The organism is Wenzhouxiangella sp. XN24, assembly GCF_011064545.1.
Lineage (GTDB): Bacteria > Pseudomonadota > Gammaproteobacteria > Steroidobacterales > XN24 > XN24.
Map to the genome: position 1 here is coordinate 1 of NZ_JAAMFG010000026.1, position 18,666 is coordinate 18,666.

The window sequence follows — 18,666 nt, forward strand, 5'->3', positions numbered from 1 at the left end:
CCCGTGAATGCCACGAACCCGACGTGCACACCGGCACCGTAGCCCTCGCCGCTCGTCACCTGGATGGCAGGATTGAAGTCCGCGTCACCAGCGAAGTCGAAGTCGAAGACCGCCCCGGAACCGAAGTTGTTCACGCCAGCAGGGGCCAGGTCCTCGGTCACGCCCGGGTCCGTCGCGTACACGACGTTGTCCGGGATGATGCCGCTGCCGCCGCCCCCACCACCGCCGGCGGTGCCGCTGAATCCGAAGTCGGTCAGCAGGAAGGTGAATTGATCCGGAGACGTGTTGGTGCTCTCGAAGAGCAGGGCCGTCGCCGTATCGACACCCGTGAACTGGGTCAGGGGTATCGACACCTGGTACCAGCCGTTGCCGAGCAACGTCGAGTACTCTGAGATGGTCAGGTCGATATCCACATAACCGCCGTTGTCGAGGAACCTGACCCGGATCACGTCGTCCGGCATGCCCTTGACCTTGAAGTCGAGGGCTGCGAAACCCGCAGCAAAGCCGGCATCGAAGCCGACGATCGCAAACTGGCCGACGTTTGCTCCGTAGCCTGCGCCGCTGGTGACTGCGAACACCGGACTGAAACTCGGATCGTCCGCAAAAGTCGAATTAAAGACCGAGCCGGAACCGAACGCCTCGAAGCCGGTGTAGTCCACGCCGAACTCGAAATCTACCGCGACGGCCGGGTCGGTCGCGAAGATCACGTTCTCGGGGATGATGGAGTCCGCGCTGTCCGCCGGTCCGAGCAATCCGCTGAACCCAATATCGGTCAGCAGAAACGTGAAAGATTCTGACGCGCCAGCGCCGGTCTCGAAGAGTAGACCCGTCGCGGGGTCCACGCCCGTGAAGCTCGTAAGCGGTACAGACACCTGGTACCAGCCGTTGCCCAGCTCTGTAGCGAACGGGGAACTAGTGAGCACGATATCAAGATAGTCACCGCCATCGAGGAATCGAACCCGAATGACGTCGTTGTCGAGACCCTTCGCTTTGAAGTCAAGGGTCTCGTAAAGAGCCGCGAATCCCGGGGCGAAGCCGGTGTACGCCAGCTGGGCGTTCCAGATGTCGTAGCCGAAACCGGTCGTGACCGCGAGCACCGGACTGAAATCGAGGTCGCCCCTGAAGTCGTCGTCGATAACCGCGCCGGAGCCGAATACAGTGATCTCGGCGTAATCGTCCGGGATCAAGAGGTCCGGGGCTCCCGCGCGGTCGTAAAGGGAGAACTCCGGCAAGACGCCCGGAGCGGCGGGAACGTAGGTGCCGGTGCCGCTGAATCCGATGTCGTTCATCAGCATCCGGAACTCCGTCGCTGAAGAGTCATCGCTCTCGAAGACGATGCCGGTCGCCTCGTCCGCTCCGGCGAAATCTTCCACCGGGATGGAGACCTGGAACCAGCCGTCGCCGAGTTCCGAGGCGTAGGCGCTGCTGGTCAGATTCAGTCGCAGCGCGTCAATGTCGTCGAACAGCCTGACGAATATGACGAAGCCGGGCGTTCCCTTGACCTTGAAATCAACGGTCTCGTAACGGGTCAGGAAGCCCTGCGGGAAGCCGATGAAGCCGACTTGCGCGACATTGGCGCCGGAGCCGGTGCCGCTGAAGACGGACAGCGCGGGACTGAAAACCTCATCATCTGCGTAGTCCGGATCGATGACCGAACCGGAGGCGAAGGCCGTACGCTCAGTGTAATCATCGGGTATGACCAGGTCGGGGGTGCCACCGCTCGTGTACAGCGCCGCGTCCGGCTCAATGGCGCCGCCGCCAGCAGCTTCACAGCTCGTTACCTGCGTGATGTCGTCGTAGTAGAAGGTCCAGTCGTCCGGATTGGTATCCGCCTGTCCCAGGGTGCCGTTATCGAAGATGATCGTCAGCGCGAGGACAGGCGGGGGGACCGTCTGTCCCGTGAAGTCGAAGCAGAGCTCTTCCCATGAGCCGCTGCCGCTGTGGTCCTCGTCGACGGTCAGGCCGCCGGCGGGGTTGCCCTGCTCCTCGAGCTTGAAGGAGACGGTGACCGGTCGCGGCGACCACACCTTCACCGTATAGATCTCGCCCTCGTCGAAATCGATGGGCTCGCCAAGGTTCAACAGCGTCCCGCCGAAGACCTCGTCGGGAAACTTCTGCATCCGCGCCACACGATCACTGGTGTTGATCCCGCTTGGGTCGGGATTGTCCACGATGACGGTGGCGCCACCATTGAAGTTGACGATCTCCGGATCGGAACATGCGAGCTCGAAATTGATCGGGTCGCAGAAGTCCGGCGCAGTGGGAGGCAACGGCGTCGCCGGTGTATTGCCGATGGACTCAGGACCGTCCCCCGCGCCGCAGCCCGCGAGGACCAGGGCGGGAACGATCAGCGCCAGTTTGCGAAGCCGGCATACGTTAGCTAGTGCGTGCATACGAATTCTCTGCGTAACGTTATTGACAGGTTTGTCCGCCAGGGCGCGGTGCGGCGTTTCGCGCGCATCCATCACGGGCCGACAATTTCGACGTTGATATTGTCGATGAACAGGTCCGATACGCAGCCTGCAACACCGCCACAGATCGCCGATATCTCCAGCGTCAGTCCGTCAGCGACTTCCGCAGCAGTGCCCGCGCTCGTGAAATTCAGTGGCCCAACCGTGGTCCAGTCCGCGGGGAAAGCGTCGCCACCCTGGACCAGGTCGGTCTTCGTCACTCCGCCATTCGCCTGCTCGGAAAAGACCTGGAAAGTGATCACGCCACCGTTGGCCGCCGTGCCCCTCCAGTCGAACGTGACACTGAACGTCTGGTTCGGTCCGATGACGCCGGCACCGATCAGGGTCTGCTTGATCGTCGGGTTCCCCGGAGACGTCGCATTCAGGTTGGCGGCCGGGCCGCCGTCCGAACCGCCGTTCGCGGCAATCGTCACGCTGCCGCCGTTGTCAAACGTCTCCCAGCCGGTGAAGCCATCGTCGAAACCACTGTTCACCACCAGACCGGTTCCGCCGCCGCCGCCACCGCCACCGCCGCTGGCTTCCGTCGAGAAGTAAACGTCGTCCACGTAGAGCGTGCCGAAGGCCAAGCCGGTACCGTTGGTCGGATTCCAGAATCCAAGGTTGCCCGCAGCGGAAAAATCGGTTGCAGTGAAATCCGCCAGCGGAATTTCATACGTCGCCCAGTTGCCCGACGTGGCCACCGGCGTGTAAGCCGACAGTGCCACATTGGTACCCGGCGCCCCTTCACCAGGCGGCTCGATCTGGATCGTCAGGTCAGCGAAACCAGAGATTCCAGACGTATCCACCGTGAAGTTCAGCGTGTCGTAGGCAGTCAGGTCGACACCGCCGAAGTTCAACACCACGCCACCGAAAGTGGAACCGCTGTCCTGATAGTCGATCGAGAGGACGACGTCGCCCTCGAAGGCCGGGATCGCCGTGCTGGCCGGATCCGCAATCGTGTTGTTGCCGCCAAAGTCAGCGCTGTTGGTGATACTCGTTACTGCAACCGTCGACTCCGTCGCCGTCTCCGTAAAGACGCCCGCGGTGCCCGCACCGTGCTCTCCGCCGCCGCCCGCGGTTCCGCTGAACCCGAAGTCGGTGAGCAGGAAGGTGAATGGAGAAGCTGCGGTATTGTCCGTCTCGAACAGCAAACCGGTGGCTGTCGCTGCGCCGGTCAGGTTGGCGATCGGAACCACGACCTGGTACCAGCCGTCACCAAGCGAGGTGGAATAGGTGGATCCCGCGAGGTCGATGTCGAGGTAGTCGCCGTCGGGCAGCAGATTCACGCGGATCAGATCGTTGTTGAGATTCTTCGCCTTGAAGACCAGCCTCTCATAGCCGGCCGCAAATCCCTCGGCGAAACCGACGATCGCGTACTGGCCGACCTGGGCGCCGTAACCACTACCGGTCGTGACACCGAACGCCGGGCTGAAGCTCGAATCGAAGGTGACATTGTTGTTGAAAGTCGAGCCGGATCCAAAGGGCTCGAAGCCGGTGTAGTCGACGCCAAACACCAGGTCCACTGTCTCGTTGGGATTCGATGCATAGATGACATCGTCCGGAATGATCCCCGGGGCGGCCGGTTCTCCGGCGGACTCCTCGCCCGAATAGACCCGGACCCAGTCCACCTCCATCGTCGCCGGGAAGGGCGTCGATCCGTTGGGTGCGCCCGGCAGATTACCGCCCACCGCGAGGTTCAGCAAAATGTGGAACGGCTGATCGAAGGGCGCGGGATAAGGGGCGGCAGCCGACTCCCAGGAGTTCTGCACGCCATACAAAATGCCGTTGAAATACCAGCGGATCTCGAACTCGTCCCATTCCAGGGCGTAGGTATTGAAGCCCCCCGTCACGTCCTCCGACGGAGTGTAGACGACCGTCGAAGACTGGTTTGCGGGGAACTCACCGCCGAAGTGGATGGTGCCGAAGATATCGTTGCCGCCGCCGAGCCCGCCGGGGCCAGGCTGGCCGTCGAGGTTCACAGCTTCGAGGACATCGATCTCTCCGGTCGCCGCCCAGCTGCCGTACGGGCTGTCCTGGGACAGCAACCAGAATGCCGGCCACAGGCCCTGGCCGGAGGGCAGCTTGATGCTCGCCTCGATGCGGCCGTATCTGAACGCGAACCGATCGCGGGTGGTGATGCGTGCCGACGTGTAGCCGAAATCGCCGACGGTCTCGCGTCGCGCGGTGATCTTCAGCACACCGTCCTCGAGCTGCGCGTTGTCGGGCAGGTACCACTGCAGCTCGTTGTTACCCCAGCCGGAGGGCAGACCGACGATACCGCCATCGCCGACGAAATTCGCGCCATCGCCTGACTCGAAGAACCAGGTCTCCGGATCGAGCTGGGCACCGTCGAATTCATCGCTCCAGACGAGCGTCAGCAGGTCGCCGTCGCCGACTGGAACGGTGGTCGGTATTTCCAGCGTCGGGTCGTCGATATTGATATTGACCCGGGTGGTCGTGTCCGCCACCGGGATATCGATCGTGTCGACCTGCTCAAGGGGCTGGTCGCGATCCTCCGCGGTACAGGCAGACAGCGCTGCCAGTGCGGCCAGGGATGCGACAAAGCGTGACAATCCTCGCGGACCGGGCGTCATAGGGTAACCCTCAGAATCGGGAAGCCCGAAGGCTTGAGGCGGGTGTGCTGATTGACGCTGTTGAGCGTCTCGGAATCCAGCGCCGTACAGACCGGCGGCTTCACAGGGGACAGGCGCGAGGCGCGTCCGTCGCGAAAGGATCCGTGCAGAAATTTCAGCGCCGCAGGTGGCAGGGCGGCGCGCGGCGGAATGCCGTTAGCAGATCTCATAACTCCCCCGAAAACGACCTCGAAGCACGAGGATGTCGTTACATTTTTATTTTCGAGGCTAAGAATTATCAGACATTGACAGCGGTGTCAATTTTGCCCGGGCACGCGCTTTCCTCCCATTCAAGGGCAACGGGGAAGGAACAAGGCAACCGCCCTGAATGTCGAACGCTAAGCCGTCGAGGCCTGCTCGTTATCCAGCCTTGGCCGGGGCTCGGCACTCTCCCCCGCAGCGGACCGGGTGCGCGCGCCGCGCGGCGTGCGGATCCTGTCGTGGGCCACGGCCGGCGCCGGGAAGAACGAGGCGATGGTCGTCAGCCCGCCGAGGCTGAACGTGAATGCATCACGCTTGTTTCCAGGGGTCTTTGACATGGCACTCTCTCTCCTTTTCGCTGCGGGTCTCTTGTTCGTGCTGCTAAGCAGCATCGTTCCCGTGAGTGCACTCTATGCAAGTGCCCCGGAGACCACAAACGAAAAGAATTCAGTGCTGGGATGAGAAAAAGTCAGGGGAGCGTGGCGAAGGTTTCCAGTATCCACGAACGGAAGAGCTCCACCCGCCCGTCGCCCCCAGGGTTGTCGGGCCCAACGAGGTAGTAGCTCACGTTCGCCACCAGTTCTTGCTCGAACAGGCGCACCACGCTGCCCTCCTCGAACCACAGGTTGCCGATGGGCACCGGGACCAGGGCCGCGCCCAGGCCGCGCTGTGCCGCCCGCACCACCGCGATCATGGAATCCAGGCGGGTCACCTTCTGGTTCCCCGGCAGCTTGATGCCAGCAACCTCGGACCATTGTTTCCAGGCGCTGGGGTAGGTCTCGTGGACGATGATGGGGAAGTCGCTGCAGACTTTTCCATCCTTCACCACGAGCTTGCGCTGGAAGTCCGGCGAACCGGCGGGCGCCATCGTCAGCGGGAACAGCAGGTCCGAGCGAATATCGGCGGGGGGGGCGCGAAACAGCCGGATGGACAGGTCCGCGTCCGCAGGATGCCGTTCCGCGCTCTCGTCGCTGGTGCCTACCTTGATATCGATCGTCGGGTGGGCGGCCGTGAAGTCATGCAGCCGCGGGATGAAATATTCGCTGGCGAAAAAAGGCTGCACCGAGATCCGTATCGAACTGCGCTCCGGAGCCTTCTTGTATCGGGCCACGACTGCATCGAGTTGCTCGATCAGCGGCGTCACTTCCTCGTAGAGCAAGGCGCCCACGCTGGATAACTTCAACTCCCGGCCGCTACGCTCGAACAGTTGCTCACCGATCGTCTCCTCCAGGTTCTTGATCTGGTGGCTGACGGCCGATGCCGTGATGTGCAGCTCCTCCGCTGCAGTGCGAAAACTGCCGTAGCGCGCGGCCACGCAGAAAGAACGCAGGCCACGCAAGGAGAAGCGCGGGTTGACCGGCATGTAAGCTCAGTTTTTCACAGGCGCGAGCGCCTGGTCGATCGGGTACTTGGGCGTGCGGTCGACGTAAAACATGCCCCAGTGTTTCTCCGCCCCCAGCGGACGGTTCGGGTCACCCTTCCACGGCTCATCGAACGCTTCGAAAATGAATACCGTCATCTGCACCGCACGCGCCCACTCGGTCAGCTCACGCAGGTAGCGCACCTGGTTGGCGATGCTGGCCTGCTCGGGGAACTCCTCCCCCACGGTCGCCCAGCCGGCCTCGAGGATGGCGATGGGATGGCCCGGCAAAGCCTTGCGCACCCGCTCGATGTTCTCGATGGTATAGGAGAGACCTTCCTCGATCGGTTTGTTTTCCCAGACCGGGTAGGTGTGCACGCCGAGGTAATCGACTTCGGCCGCCAGGGCCGCCCCATCCTCGGCCCACCACTCGTAGTTGTCGGCGACGGTCACCGGCTGTTCGATCGCCGCCTTCACCTGGCGCACGTAGGCAATCACCCGCTCCACCGGCACCATGTGATCGTTCCAGCTCACCAGGGCCTCGTTGCCGACGTTCACGGACACGACGATGTCCGCGAACTCCCGCGCCAGGTCGATGCCGCGCAGGATCTCGTCCTGGTTGACCAGCACGTTCGCTGCCAGTTCCTCGTCCGGTATCGGCTCGTCCAGCCAGGGGCAGCCTTCGTGGTTGCTGATCTCCGCGCTCAGCCAGATACCTTGCAGCACCTTGATCGGCAGCTCGTGTTCCCGGATCAGTTCCAGGGTCACCCGCGCGTTTTCGCCCGTGTCGTAAAGGCGAATCAGGCGCAAATCGTGCGCCACGAGGATCTGCAGGTCTTCCAGGATCTCGGCCCTCGAGGGGTTCACCGCGCCGTCGCCGCGGTCCGGATGCTGGCCCTCGCGAAACCCCGAATAGGCGATCGCGATGGGTTCCCCGGCCAGCAAGTAGGAATACTCTCCTTCACTCACGAGTCCGTCATCACTTGCATTTGCATCCCCAATCACGGGCGCCAACGCACCCAGAATCACGCTCGCGAATCCGGTCGCGAATCCCTGCCAAAGTTTCATGTCTCAACTTGCTCCCAGCACACGAAAAGTAATCCCCAGGCCGGCGTCGGAACTGCCGCCGATCCAGGCGTGAAACTCTCCGGGCTCCGTCGCGTATCGCAGCGACCGCCCGTAGAAGGCGAGCTGATCCGTATGCAGCTCGAAACTCAACCTGACCGCCTCGCCCGGCCCGACCCGGACGCGCCGGAATTCCTTCAACTCCCGGACCGGACGGGTCACGCTGCCGACCAGGTCCCGGACGTAGAGTTGCACTACCTCCTCGGCGGCGACGGGCCCCCGGTTGCTCAACTGGACACTGATTTCCAGGGTCTCGCCAAGCCGGATACGGTCCGCGCTGGCCCGAATTTCGGCGTAATGGAACTCGCCGTAGGACAGGCCGAAGCCGAAGGGAAAAAGCGGCAGGTACCCGGCATCCAGGTGGAATGCGGTCATGCCCAACGAGGTCTGGGGCGCGTGCGGGTCGATCGCATCGATATGCACCACCTGGTCCGGCGTCGGCGGCTTGCCGGTGTTTTTCTGGCTGTAATAGATGGGCACCTGGCCGACCATGCGCGGAAACGTGACGGGCAGCTTGCCGGACGGCGACTCGCGCCCGAACAGCAGGTCCGCGATCGCGGGACCGCCCATCGTGCCCGGATGCCAGGCAAACAACAGGGCGTCGACCTGATCCACGATGTCCGCCAGGGTGAGCGGCCGGCCCGCCATGATCACCGCCACAAGCGGCTTGCCCGTACTCCGCAGACGCCGCACGAGTTCAGCCTGGTCGCCCGGCAGGCCGATCTCGGCCCGGGAATGCGCTTCGCCCGAGAGGATCGCCTCCTCGCCGAGGAACACAATAGTCGCGTCCGTTTCACTTGCAGCGGCGACGGCATGCTCGAATTCCGGGCCGGCCCTGCTGCGCGAATGGGCCATGGCGGGCACGTGACGCAACTCGACTCCGGCGCCAAGCAGCGTCCGGAGCGCCTGCAGGGGCGTAATGGCGTCGGCCGCATGACCGTCGAAGGTCCAGGTGCCGATCTGCTCGTGCGCCGCATCGGCCAGCGGGCCGATCACGGCGATCGAACTCAGGCTGTGTGCGGACAACGGCAACAGGCCGTCGCGGTTGACCAGCATGACAACGCTCTGCAAGGCAGCGCGCCGCGCCGTCTCCAATGCCGGCCGGTCGAGAAGCGGCGGCAACGCGGCGGGGTCCGTGTAAGGGGCGTCGAACAGGCCGAGCCGGAGCTTCAGGCGCAGGATCCGGGCGACCGCGTCATCGATGAGATCGATACCAACGTGTCCACGCTCGACCAGGTCGGCCAGGTGCTTGCGGTAGGCATCCCCCTCCATCTCCATGTCCACGCCCGCCAGCGCCGCGGCCAGCGCGGATCCGGCATCGTCCTCGGTCAAGCCGTGGATGCTCAGTTGGCGCACCGAGTCCCAGTCGCTCACGACGACACCCCCGAAATCCCACTCGTCGCGCAGCACCTGGCGCAACAGGAACTCGTTTCCCGTGGCCGGCACGCCGTTGAGATCACTGAAGGACGGCATGAAGGTGGCCACGCCCGCGTCCACGGCGGCCTTGAAAGGCGGGAAATAGACGTTGCGCAGTTCGATCTCCGGGATGCTCGTGGTGGCGTAGTCGCGCCCGCTCTCGACCGCGCCATAGCCGGCAAAATGCTTGGCGCACGCCGCGATCGCGCCGGGAGCCGCGAGGTCGACATCCTGGAAGCCATGCACCATGGCTGCCGCGAGTCGACTGGTAAGCAATACGTCCTCGCCGAAGCTCTCGGCGATGCGTCCCCAGCGCGGATCACGCGCGATATCGATCATCGGCGCAAACGTCCAGTTGATCCCGGCGGTGGCCGCCTCGCGGGCCGACACCCGCGCGCACTCCCCGACCAGCGCGGGATCCCAGGTCGCGGCCAGTCCCAGCGGCAGGGGCATGATGGTACGGAAGCCATGAATCACGTCGCGTCCGACCAGCAGCGGAATCCCCAGGCGACTTTCCTCGACAGCGATGCGCTGCAGTTCGTTGACCGTGTTGACGTCGACCACGTTGATCACGGCGCCCACCCGCCCGGCGCGCAGGTCTTCCGCCAGGTACTCCGGGGGATGACCTTCACTCGCATTGCGCTGCCACATCTGGCCGATCTTTTCGGCCAGGGTCATCTGTTGCAGCAACGACTCGACTTGGTCCTCGATCGGCACGGCCTCACTCGCAGGCTTTGGGCGGGTAGACTTCATTCGATGCTGCAGTTCGGGAGTAGGGACTTGTAGCAACGTTTGACAGCGCTGTCAATTTGGCAGAGTATCCGGCAGGAGTCCGGCTGCCACTTGGGGATCGCAGCCAGGGGATAAAAAAAATGACGCACTACCAGACTGCTCCCGAAGACCGGATCCCGTTCGTTCAAAAAACGATCTACGGTCTCGGGGCCTTCGTCAACAACCTCCTCGCGGCCGCCATCGGCGGCATGGTCATCGTGCTGAACCTCGGGCTCGGCATGAACCCGGCCCTGGTCGGACTGGTTGCCGCCCTGCCCCGGCTCACCGACGCCTTCACCGACCCGCTGATGGGCTACATCTCGGACAACACGCGCTCGCGCTGGGGCCGGCGTCGCCCCTACATCTTTTGCGGCGCCATCCTTGCCGGCCTGTTCTTTGCGCTTTTGTGGCAGCTGCCGGCCGGCAAGAGCGAGGTATTCTATTTCTGGTATTTCCTCGCCGGCTCCATTCTTTTCTACCTCGCATACACCATGTTTGCGACGCCCTGGGTGGCGCTCGGCTACGAGCTGACCCCCGACTACCACGAGCGGACCCGCCTGATGGGCACGCAGAACTTCATCGCCCAGCTGGCCTACGTCATTGCTCCCTGGTTCCTGCTGATCATGCAGAGCGAGCGATGGTTCGACAACATGGTCGACGGTGCCGCGGGTCTCGCCATCGTGATCGGCGTGTTCGCCGCCGTTGTGGGGATCCTGCCTGCAGTCTTTCTGCGCGAACGGTTCGCGGCCGATATCGCCAACAGCTGCGGGGACGTGGAACCGCCGAAGGAGACGCTCGCCGTCGCCTTGATGCGCAACCTGAAGTGTTTCCTCAAGGGTTTCGCGACCTCGCTCAAGTTCAAGCCCTTCGTCAAGCTGTGCGTGGCCACGTTCCTGGTCTTCAATGGCTTCATGCTGATCGCGTCATTCCAGTTCTACGTCATCATCTATTACGTCTTCAGCGGCGACACCGTCGCAGGCGCCAAGTACGCCGGCCTCGCCGGTACTATCGGGGCCGTCTCGACTTTCATCGTCATCGTGCTGGTGACCTGGATCGGCACTCATCTCGGCAAGCGCAAGACGTTTTTCCTCGCCATCGGTATCTCGATGGTGGGCTATGCCCTGAAGTGGTTCTGTTACAACCCGGAGATACCATGGCTGGTGGTCGTGCCCGCACCACTGATGGCCTTCGGTCTCGGCGCACTGTTCACCCTTATGCCATCCATGATCGCGGACGTCGTCGACGCCGACGAGCTGGAAACCTACGAGCGCCGGGAAGGCATGTACGGTTCGATCTTCTGGTGGATGGTAAAGCTGGGCATGGCCGCGGCCCTCGCCGGCGGCGGCTTCCTGCTGAATGCCACCGGGTTCGACGTCGAGCTGGGCGGCGCCCAGACCGAGCGCACGATCTACCTGATGCGCCTGTTCGATGCTTTCATTCCCTGTCTTACTTCCGGTATCGCGATCTGGGCGATCTACACGTTCTCGATCACGGAGGAGAAGGCCTACGAGGTGCGCGCGGCCCTGGAATCGCGGCGCGGCACGGCGGGCGATGCAGCTGCGCAACCGGCCTGAGGCAGCTATCGCGCGCGGGGGAAAGAAGGTCAGTCTTGCAGGATCCCGCTCGCCTCGCGGCGTTGCCATGCCTTTTTTTGCGCCCAACTGAACAGCGGGCCGAACAACGCGAGGCCGCAATATAGCCAGACCGACAATTGCACCCATGCGGTAGGCAGCACCCAGGCCAGGATGACGGACAGCGCGGCCACCAGTGCGACGATCAACCATGCGAGGCTCTCAGCCCGGGTATCGAACAATTCCCGCGCCGCCATCCCCAGTCTTTCCTTCTGGCTCGCGGCGTATAGATACAACGCACTGACAAGCATTGACATCAGCCCGAAGCCGGTGCTGTAGATGGTCACCACAACACGGAACTCGAACGCGTTTTCCAGGCGGAATCCGGACGGCAGCCAGCCGCCGGAAACCACGTAGAACGCTGCTCCGAACATGATCTTGAGCGGATAGACGTAGATCATGAGGACGATGATCAGGCCTCCCGTGAGCAGCACGGAAGGCATGTCTTCGAGTCCGTAGCGGTCGCTCCAGGACTGGTGCGCCCGCCAGAACAGCAGCAGGACCGCAAAGCTCGCCACGAACGCCGGCGCGCCCTTGATGGCGTCGATGAGTTCCGGGTAGTTCTGCGGCACCGTGTCGATGGAGATGGCCAGCATCGCAGCGGCAAATGCGAACGCCGCATCGGTAAAGGTTTCGAGACGCGTCATGTGCCGCCCGCGTCGCGGATGGCCATCCTTTCCCACCTCGAATACTTCACTGCTCATCTGGTGATCTCCTTACCCGATCTCGGCATGGCCGGCGCGCCTCAGGTCAGCCACAACCACCAGACGCTGATGCTCGTCACGACCATCAACAACAGGTTGAGCGGCGCCCCGACCTTGGCAAAATCGGTGAACTTGTAGAGCCCGGTGCCGAAAATCATGGTGTTCGTCTGGTAACCGATGGGCGAGAGAAAGCTGGTGGACGCGGCGAACATCACGATCAGCGTGAGCCCGAAGATATCGATGCCGAGGATCTGGCCGAGCGAAATCGCCACCGGCACGAGGATGACCACCGAGGCGTTGTTGCTCACCAGTTCGGTCAATACGGTCGTCACCGCGTAGAGCGCCATCAGCAGCAGGATCGGGTGCCAGCCCCCGGCCTGGGAGGCCAGCAAACCGCCGAGCAGGTCGGCGGCGCCCGACTTGGTCATGGCAATGCCCAGCGGGATGATCCCTGCGAGCAGGAAAATCACGTCCCATGACACGCTGGTGTACATCTCGTCCTTCTTCACGCAGCCGGTCGCCACCATCGCCACCACGCCGAGCAGCGCCGTGACGACGATGGGCAATGGCGTGAGTACCGCTCCTGTCACGACCGCGGTGATGATCCCGCCGGCGAGCCACATCTGTTTCCGGTCGAACTCGTCGTGGCTTTCCTCGATCACGACGACGTCCGTCAGTCGCCGGAGCCGTTCCAGCGCGGTACGGGAGATCTGCAGCAGGGCGATCTCACCGACATACAGCGGTTCGTCGGCCATCCTGTGACCCTTGATCTTCTCCGTCTCCAGGCCGATCAGCCGCGCCTGGTAACGTTCCCAGAAATTCACGGTGCGTGCGCTGCGGCCCTTGAAGATCTGCCGGTTGCGCAACAATACCCGCACCAGCTGGCCGTCGCTGCGGGCCGGCCGGGTCTCGTCCCACTCGGACAGCACCTCGACTTCCCCGGCCTTGATCAGGTCCATCACCTGGCGCAGGTTGGCCCGCACCTGGATCACGTCCTGCGCGCGGATCTTGATCTCGCTGGCGCGTTTCAGGTGAATCGTGTCGCCGCGTATGAGCTTCAGGACCTCGACCCCGGACTTGACGATGAATTCGGTGTCGTCCAGCGGCTCGTCGATGAGCGGGCTGTCCGCCGGGACCCCGAGGTCGATGATGAACGGCTCGTCCTCCTCGCTGCTCAGGCGCACGCGGTCTTTTTTTGGCAGCAGCCAGCGCCCGATGGTGACGAAATACAAAAGCCCCACGCCGAACACGATCAGGCCCAGGTGCGTGAACTCGAACATCCCGATCTGCCGGTTGAAGTTCGGGTCCTCGGCCAGGATTGCTGACGCGAGAATATTGGTCGAGGTGCCGATCAATGTCAGCGTCCCGCCGAGCATGCCGAAGAAACTGACGGGAATCAGCATCCTCGAGGCCTGCATCTTGAGCCGCCTGGCCATGTCCACCACGAGCGGGATAGCGACCGCCACCGCGGCGGTGTTGTTGATGAACCCGGAAACCCCGCCGACCAGCGCCGCGATGATCAGCATCATGCGGAGCTCGGAATTTCCCACCAGCGGGAACAGCTGCTTGCCCAGGACGTGAACCAGGCCGGAACGCTGGATGCCCGCGGAAAGAATGAACATGGCAAGCACGGTGACGGTCGCCGTGCTGGACAGTCCGGAAAGTCCCTCGCCGACGCTCGGAAACGCCGACTCCAGGTCGACGCCGCGCTCCAGCAGCCACTCCGAATGGAAAATCTTCGGGATCGCGATCAGGATGATCATGATCAGCAGCGCGGTGACATCGAGCGGCAGCTTTTCGCTGGCGAAAAGGTACAGGGCTGCCGCGATAATGACGAAGACCAGTGCGATTTCGACGGTCAAGAGCCCTCCCCTCCCGGTGCGTCGGTCATTCTACTGCCTGGTCTCGAAGCGCATCGAATCAAGACCCCAGCGAGCGCATACGGACTTTCCGGCCCTTGATCTTGCCATGCTGCATTCTTTGCAGGGATCGATCACGCCACTCCCTGTCGATCGCGACGTAACTGCGACTGGGAAATACATCGATCTTGCCGACCGCGGAAGCAGGCACACCGGCGTCACCGGTGAGCGCCCCCAGGATATCGCCGGGCCGCAACTTGTCCTGCTTTCCCGCATCGAGCATGAGGGTCACGAAACGCGCCGGCGACGGTGCCTCCTCCCCCCGAGAGACAGGCGGTACGGACCATTGCAGCGCCGAGCCACAGCGATCTTCAAGCGCATTGGCGCGACTCACCTCCCAAGGCGCGCACAAGGTCAGGGCGACCCCTCGCCGACCCGCGCGCCCCGTGCGACCGATCCGGTGCAGATGCGTGTCCGCGTCATTCGCGATATCGAAATTGATGACCATGGCGAGCCCGGCGATATCGAGGCCGCGAGCCGCCACGTCCGAGGCCACGAGGATATTGGCGCTGTGATTCGCAAAACGCAGCAAAGTCTCTTCGCGCGCGCGTTGATCCATTTCGCCGTGCAGAGCGAGCACCGAGAACCCTCCTGCCGAAAGCGACGCGGCCACGGCGCGCACGGCCTCGCGGGTGTTACAGAACACCACGGCGGATTCCGGGCGGTACATCTGCAGCAACGCTGCCAGGGCAACCGGCTTGGCAACCGGATCGACCTCGAAGAAACGCTGCTCGATGAGGACTTCGTCTGCTTCGTCCACGATGGTCACCGCCACCGGATCACGCTGCAGCTTGCGGCTGATATCCCTGACTCCGTCGGGAATCGTCGCGGAGAACAACAGGGTTTGTCGTGCGGAGGGCAAGTGGCCCATGACCTGGCGCAGAGCGTCCGCGAAACCCATGTCGAGCATCCGATCCGCCTCATCCAGGACGAGCGTCTTGATAGTGGCCGGCCGCAGCGCCCCGCGCTGCATCAAGTCGAGAAGACGTCCCGGCGTGCCCACGGCAATATGCGGCTCGTGCGCCAGCGAAGCCAGGTGGGCGCGCAACGGAACGCCGCCGCACAAGGTCAGGACTTTCACATTGGGCAGGGCGTGCGCCAGGCGCCGGACCTCCCGGCTGACCTGGTCCGCCAGCTCGCGGGTCGGACACAGCACCAGTCCCTGCATTCGGGCGACGCCGACATCGAGCACGCTCAAGAGCCCGAGAGCAAAAGCCGCCGTCTTGCCGCTGCCCGTTCGCGCCTGCACGATCGTGTCCCGACCGGCCAGGATCGGGGGCAGCGCCGCGGCCTGCACCGGCGTCATGGTTTCGTAGCCGATCCCGGCCAGCGCCTGCGCCAGGGGAGCGGAAAGCCCCAGTTCAGCAAATGCTTTCATCGACGCATGATCGCACAGCGCCACCGCTTCACCTCGACCGGGATCTCGACCCGGCCGTGCGAATCGAGAACCGAACCCATCATTCGGGATTGATCGGCGCCTCCTCCGTCGGCGTCACGCCCTTGACCCCCTCGGTCGGGAGTTCATCCGTATCCGGCGCCGGCGGGGCGCGCCAGCGCAATGCGGCTGCCTGGGCCTGGCGGCTGTAGTCCATGGACTCCGCGAGGATTCGCGCGGCCTCCTGGTCGGCATGAAAACCCTTCGAGTTCTCGCTGCTGATGTAATCGAGCCGCCACATCGCCTTGGTCTGCAGGGCGAGGATCGGTTCGAGTTCCTCGTCCGTCGCGCCGGCGGCCTTGGCCTCCATGATCGCGTCGAGCATCGCGGTCATTGCCTGCCCGGCCCGCTCCGTCATCGCCACCGTCCGTTCCTGGATCGTCTCGACGCGCGCGCGGATCTCGTCTTCGGGCACGTTGTGACAGTTCTGGCAGGCGTTGTTGACGTTGTCCATGGGGCTTTGCACGTGGTGATTGCTCACCTTCATCGCGCCCTCGCGCTCGTAAGGCATGTGGCAGTCGGCGCATGCGACGCCGCTGCGCGCATGAATCCCCTGGCTCCACAACTCGAATTCCGGGTGCTGCGCCTTGTAGATCGGCGCGCCCGTCTCGCCGTGCTCGTAGTCATAGAACTCGCTGCCGTCAGGAAACTCGAACTCGTCCCAGAAGGTTTCGAGATCCTCCACCTGCAGGCCATTGCCCCAGGGAAACGTGAGCGTGGCCCGGTTCGCGCAGTAGTACTCGACGTGGCACTGGCCGCAGACGAAGGAACGCATCTCCTGTCGCGTGGCGAGTTCGTTCGGGTTGTACGGTGCACTGCGGCTGCCCTCGCGCCATTGCTGGATGCTCGGCAGGTGCGGCACTTCGCCGTCTCCTTCGGCGAGCGCCGCGATGCCCAGCATGAAGCCCGGCCGCGTGATACGAATAGACATCGTGTCGGGATCGTGGCAGTCGATACAGGTCACCGGGTGCGCTTCGCCCAGCAACACGTGCTCCTCGGGAACGGCCTCGCCGGCAAACTCGCCGGTGAATCCGCCCGGCGGCGCATGGGGAAACACCGGCTCGTTTTCGCCGGGCGTGCCGTCCGGAGTGGCGTACAGCATCTCCAGCACGTCGCGGTAAGGCTGCCTGCTCAGTGCCTCGAAACCGCGAATCACGGCCGGCATGTTGAACTCGGCGGCCAGCTTCTCGGTGCTGACGTCCTCGCCCATCGCCTGCAGCCCGACACGCCGGTAGAGCACCGTGGTCGAGGCATGGCAGTGCAGGCAGGCGCCGGCCTGGGGTTTTTGCGTGATGCGCTCCGTGACGCCCTGGTCGTAAAGCATGTAAGCGTGGCCGCGCGCTTCACGGTAATCGATGCTGAAGGCGTACCCGGCGTACAGGCGCTTCAGCCACGGCTGAGATTCCAGCTTGCTTTCCGGAAGCGCGCTGCTGCCGCCGTAAAATTCTCCGTCCGAGACCGACTTCCAGCCGTCGAACTGGCGCGGCCAGTTCCGGCCCCACGGCTCGGGATCGGTCGTGATTTCATCGACCTCCACCACGCGCACGAAAGGCTCACGCGCATCCTGCTTGTGGCCGAACATCGTGATCAGCACATAGGTCACGACGATCGTGGCGGCGATCGCCACGAGAAACACCAGCCCCAGCAGCAAGGTATTCCCCCGTTGGCCATGGCCGGCACGCTTGTGGGCCGGGCCGCGATTCGTGAGCAGTGTTTTCATCATGATCAACCTCGAAACAAGAAACTCGGATCGGCCTCAACGCCGGCCCTGGTGACCCACGTCGGTGTGGCAATGCACGCACCATTGCATTTCCCCACCCCGCTGGGCCGGCAACATCCAGTGAACCAGGTCGCTGTGGCAATGAAGGCATGCTCTTTGCGTGACACGCCGGTTCCGTGCCTTGATCTGTATGGGTTCATGGAAATTGCCGGTGGTAAACGCCAGCGCATGAAAGAAACCGTTGTCGGCTTTGGTGAACCACTTGCCGACGAAATCGTGCGGCAGATGGCAGTCGTTGCAGCCTGCGACGTCGCGATGGCTCGATTTCACCCAGGAGTCGAAATGGTCCTGCATGATGTGGCAGTTGGCGCAGGCGGTCGGATCTTCCGTCAGGTAAGCCAGGCCGTCGCCATAGCCCAGCGTGAACACGCCAAGTCCGCCCAGGACGCCGAGCGCGATCGCCACGGCCATGGCGAAAAGATTCCGGCCCCGCATGGCGGTCGAAGACCTCAATGTGCTGTCTCCCAAGAGCACGAACGCATATTCAAAACGTAGCAGAGCAGCCTTGAACTGCCAGCGCGCCGGGGCGCGTCCCGCTTATCGATCAAGGGTCGTCAGCCCTTCGCGGATCGCATAGCGCGTGAGTTCGACGACGTTGTGCAGGTCGAGCTTGCGCATGATGTTCCTGCGATGGGTCTCGACGGTCGTCGGCGCAATATGCAGGGTCGTTGCAATCTGCGGCGCGCTGAGCCCTTCCGCGAGCAGCCTCAGGACTTCCCGCTCGCGGGCGCCGAGATGGCGGGCGGCCGGCGCCCGGCCGTCCGTCGATTCGCGAATCGCCCGGGCCGCCTCAGCGGCCGCCCTGGGGCACAGGTAAGTGCCCCCGCGGCACACGGCATCCACCGCACGGCGCAGTTCCGTATAAGCGCTTTCCTTGAGAAGGTAGGCAACCGCGCCGGCGCGCAGCATGGCCGCGACCAGGCGAGTGTCCACCGACAGGGCAATGATGCGCGTCTCCCGGTGCCGGGCGTGGATCTGACGGACGATCTCCCCGCCGCCGAGATCTTTCATGTCCACGTCCATGATCACGACCTCCGGCGCCTGCTCCGATGCCATCCGCACGGTGTCGAGCCCGCTGGCCGCCTCCCCCACCACATCGATACGGCCGTCGCGTGCCAGGATTGCGCGCAATCCCTCGCGCACCAGGCCATGGCGGTCCGCGAGCAGGACCTTCGCGCCGGCCAGGGATGGTCTATTCTTCATACCCTGATACTAGGAGAGAAAATCGACGTTCACCGCAG

13 protein-coding genes are annotated in these 18,666 nt (G+C 63.6%); 1 reads left to right on the forward strand and 12 read right to left on the reverse strand.

Annotation, left to right across the window (positions count from 1 at the left end):
- The 6 genes from G6032_RS02915 to G6032_RS02940 form a co-directional block, all read right to left on the reverse strand.
- On the reverse strand, nucleotides 1–2,393 hold a 2,393-nt coding region (locus G6032_RS02915; RefSeq protein ID WP_206211774.1), incomplete at its 3' end, for a hypothetical protein.
- Between the two features lie 71 nt (nucleotides 2,394–2,464).
- Nucleotides 2,465–5,044, reverse strand: coding sequence for a glycoside hydrolase family 16 protein (locus G6032_RS02920; protein WP_165280644.1), 2,580 nt, complete (start codon nucleotides 5,042–5,044; stop codon nucleotides 2,465–2,467).
- A gap of 377 nt (nucleotides 5,045–5,421) precedes the next feature.
- Nucleotides 5,422–5,622, reverse strand: a complete 201-nt coding sequence (locus tag G6032_RS02925) for a hypothetical protein (protein WP_165280645.1) — start codon at nucleotides 5,620–5,622, stop codon at nucleotides 5,422–5,424.
- A gap of 131 nt (nucleotides 5,623–5,753) precedes the next feature.
- Nucleotides 5,754–6,647, reverse strand: a complete 894-nt coding sequence (locus G6032_RS02930; RefSeq protein ID WP_165280646.1) for a LysR family transcriptional regulator — start codon at nucleotides 6,645–6,647, stop codon at nucleotides 5,754–5,756.
- 6 nt (nucleotides 6,648–6,653) lie between these two features.
- Nucleotides 6,654–7,613, reverse strand: a complete 960-nt coding sequence (locus G6032_RS15880; RefSeq protein ID WP_165280647.1) for a glycosyl hydrolase family 17 protein — start codon at nucleotides 7,611–7,613, stop codon at nucleotides 6,654–6,656.
- A 102-nt stretch (nucleotides 7,614–7,715) separates the two neighbouring features.
- The gene (locus tag G6032_RS02940; protein WP_206211775.1) at nucleotides 7,716–9,902 is read right to left on the reverse strand and encodes a glycoside hydrolase family 3 N-terminal domain-containing protein; all 2,187 of its coding nucleotides are present in this window, start codon (nucleotides 9,900–9,902) and stop codon (nucleotides 7,716–7,718) included.
- Nucleotides 9,903–10,057: 155 nt separating this feature from the next.
- Between G6032_RS02940 and G6032_RS02945 the strand changes: the two genes are divergently transcribed.
- Nucleotides 10,058–11,530: an MFS transporter gene (locus G6032_RS02945; protein ID WP_165280648.1), complete on the forward strand. Its 1,473-nt coding sequence runs from the start codon at nucleotides 10,058–10,060 to the stop codon at nucleotides 11,528–11,530.
- A 29-nt stretch (nucleotides 11,531–11,559) separates the two neighbouring features.
- Here the strand turns inward: G6032_RS02945 and G6032_RS02950 are convergent, their stop codons facing one another.
- The 6 genes from G6032_RS02950 to G6032_RS02975 all read right to left on the reverse strand — a co-directional run bounded on the left by G6032_RS02950 (nucleotide 11,560) and on the right by G6032_RS02975 (nucleotide 18,628).
- Nucleotides 11,560–12,291: a TMEM175 family protein gene (locus tag G6032_RS02950; protein ID WP_165280649.1), complete on the reverse strand. Its 732-nt coding sequence runs from the start codon at nucleotides 12,289–12,291 to the stop codon at nucleotides 11,560–11,562.
- Nucleotides 12,292–12,332: 41 nt separating this feature from the next.
- A complete protein-coding gene (locus tag G6032_RS02955) occupies nucleotides 12,333–14,153 on the reverse strand; it encodes an SLC13 family permease (protein WP_165280650.1) in 1,821 nt (606 codons plus the stop codon).
- Between the two features lie 58 nt (nucleotides 14,154–14,211).
- Nucleotides 14,212–15,588 carry an ATP-dependent RNA helicase DbpA gene (gene dbpA, locus G6032_RS02960; protein ID WP_165280651.1) on the reverse strand — a complete coding sequence of 459 codons (1,377 nt, stop codon included), beginning with the start codon at nucleotides 15,586–15,588 and terminating at the stop codon, nucleotides 14,212–14,214.
- Nucleotides 15,589–15,667: 79 nt separating this feature from the next.
- Nucleotides 15,668–17,368 (reverse strand): ammonia-forming cytochrome c nitrite reductase subunit c552, encoded by a 1,701-nt coding sequence (locus tag G6032_RS02965; protein ID WP_206211776.1) that lies wholly within the window; start codon nucleotides 17,366–17,368, stop codon nucleotides 15,668–15,670.
- Nucleotides 17,369–17,401: 33 nt separating this feature from the next.
- On the reverse strand, nucleotides 17,402–17,878 hold the full coding sequence (nrfH, locus tag G6032_RS02970) for a cytochrome c nitrite reductase small subunit (RefSeq protein ID WP_206211777.1): 477 nt from the start codon (nucleotides 17,876–17,878) through the stop codon (nucleotides 17,402–17,404).
- An 84-nt stretch (nucleotides 17,879–17,962) separates the two neighbouring features.
- Complete coding sequence (locus G6032_RS02975; protein ID WP_165280652.1) at nucleotides 17,963–18,628, reverse strand: response regulator transcription factor; 666 nt, start codon at nucleotides 18,626–18,628, stop codon at nucleotides 17,963–17,965.
- Nucleotides 18,629–18,666 lie beyond the last annotated feature (38 nt).

Bases quoted from the DNA above. Each gene is read 5' to 3' on its own strand.
- G6032_RS02920 (WP_165280644.1), bottom strand. From the start codon at position 5,044: ATGACGCCCGGTCCGCGAGGATTGTCACGCTTTGTCGCATCCCTGGCC.
- G6032_RS02925 (WP_165280645.1), bottom strand. From the start codon at position 5,622: ATGTCAAAGACCCCTGGAAACAAGCGTGATGCATTCACGTTCAGCCTC.
- G6032_RS02930 (WP_165280646.1), bottom strand. From the start codon at position 6,647: ATGCCGGTCAACCCGCGCTTCTCCTTGCGTGGCCTGCGTTCTTTCTGC.
- G6032_RS02945 (WP_165280648.1), top strand. From the start codon at position 10,058: ATGACGCACTACCAGACTGCTCCCGAAGACCGGATCCCGTTCGTTCAA.
- G6032_RS02950 (WP_165280649.1), bottom strand. From the start codon at position 12,291: ATGAGCAGTGAAGTATTCGAGGTGGGAAAGGATGGCCATCCGCGACGC.
- dbpA (WP_165280651.1), bottom strand. From the start codon at position 15,588: ATGAAAGCATTTGCTGAACTGGGGCTTTCCGCTCCCCTGGCGCAGGCG.
- G6032_RS02965 (WP_206211776.1), bottom strand. From the start codon at position 17,368: ATGATGAAAACACTGCTCACGAATCGCGGCCCGGCCCACAAGCGTGCC.
- G6032_RS02975 (WP_165280652.1), bottom strand. From the start codon at position 18,628: ATGAAGAATAGACCATCCCTGGCCGGCGCGAAGGTCCTGCTCGCGGAC.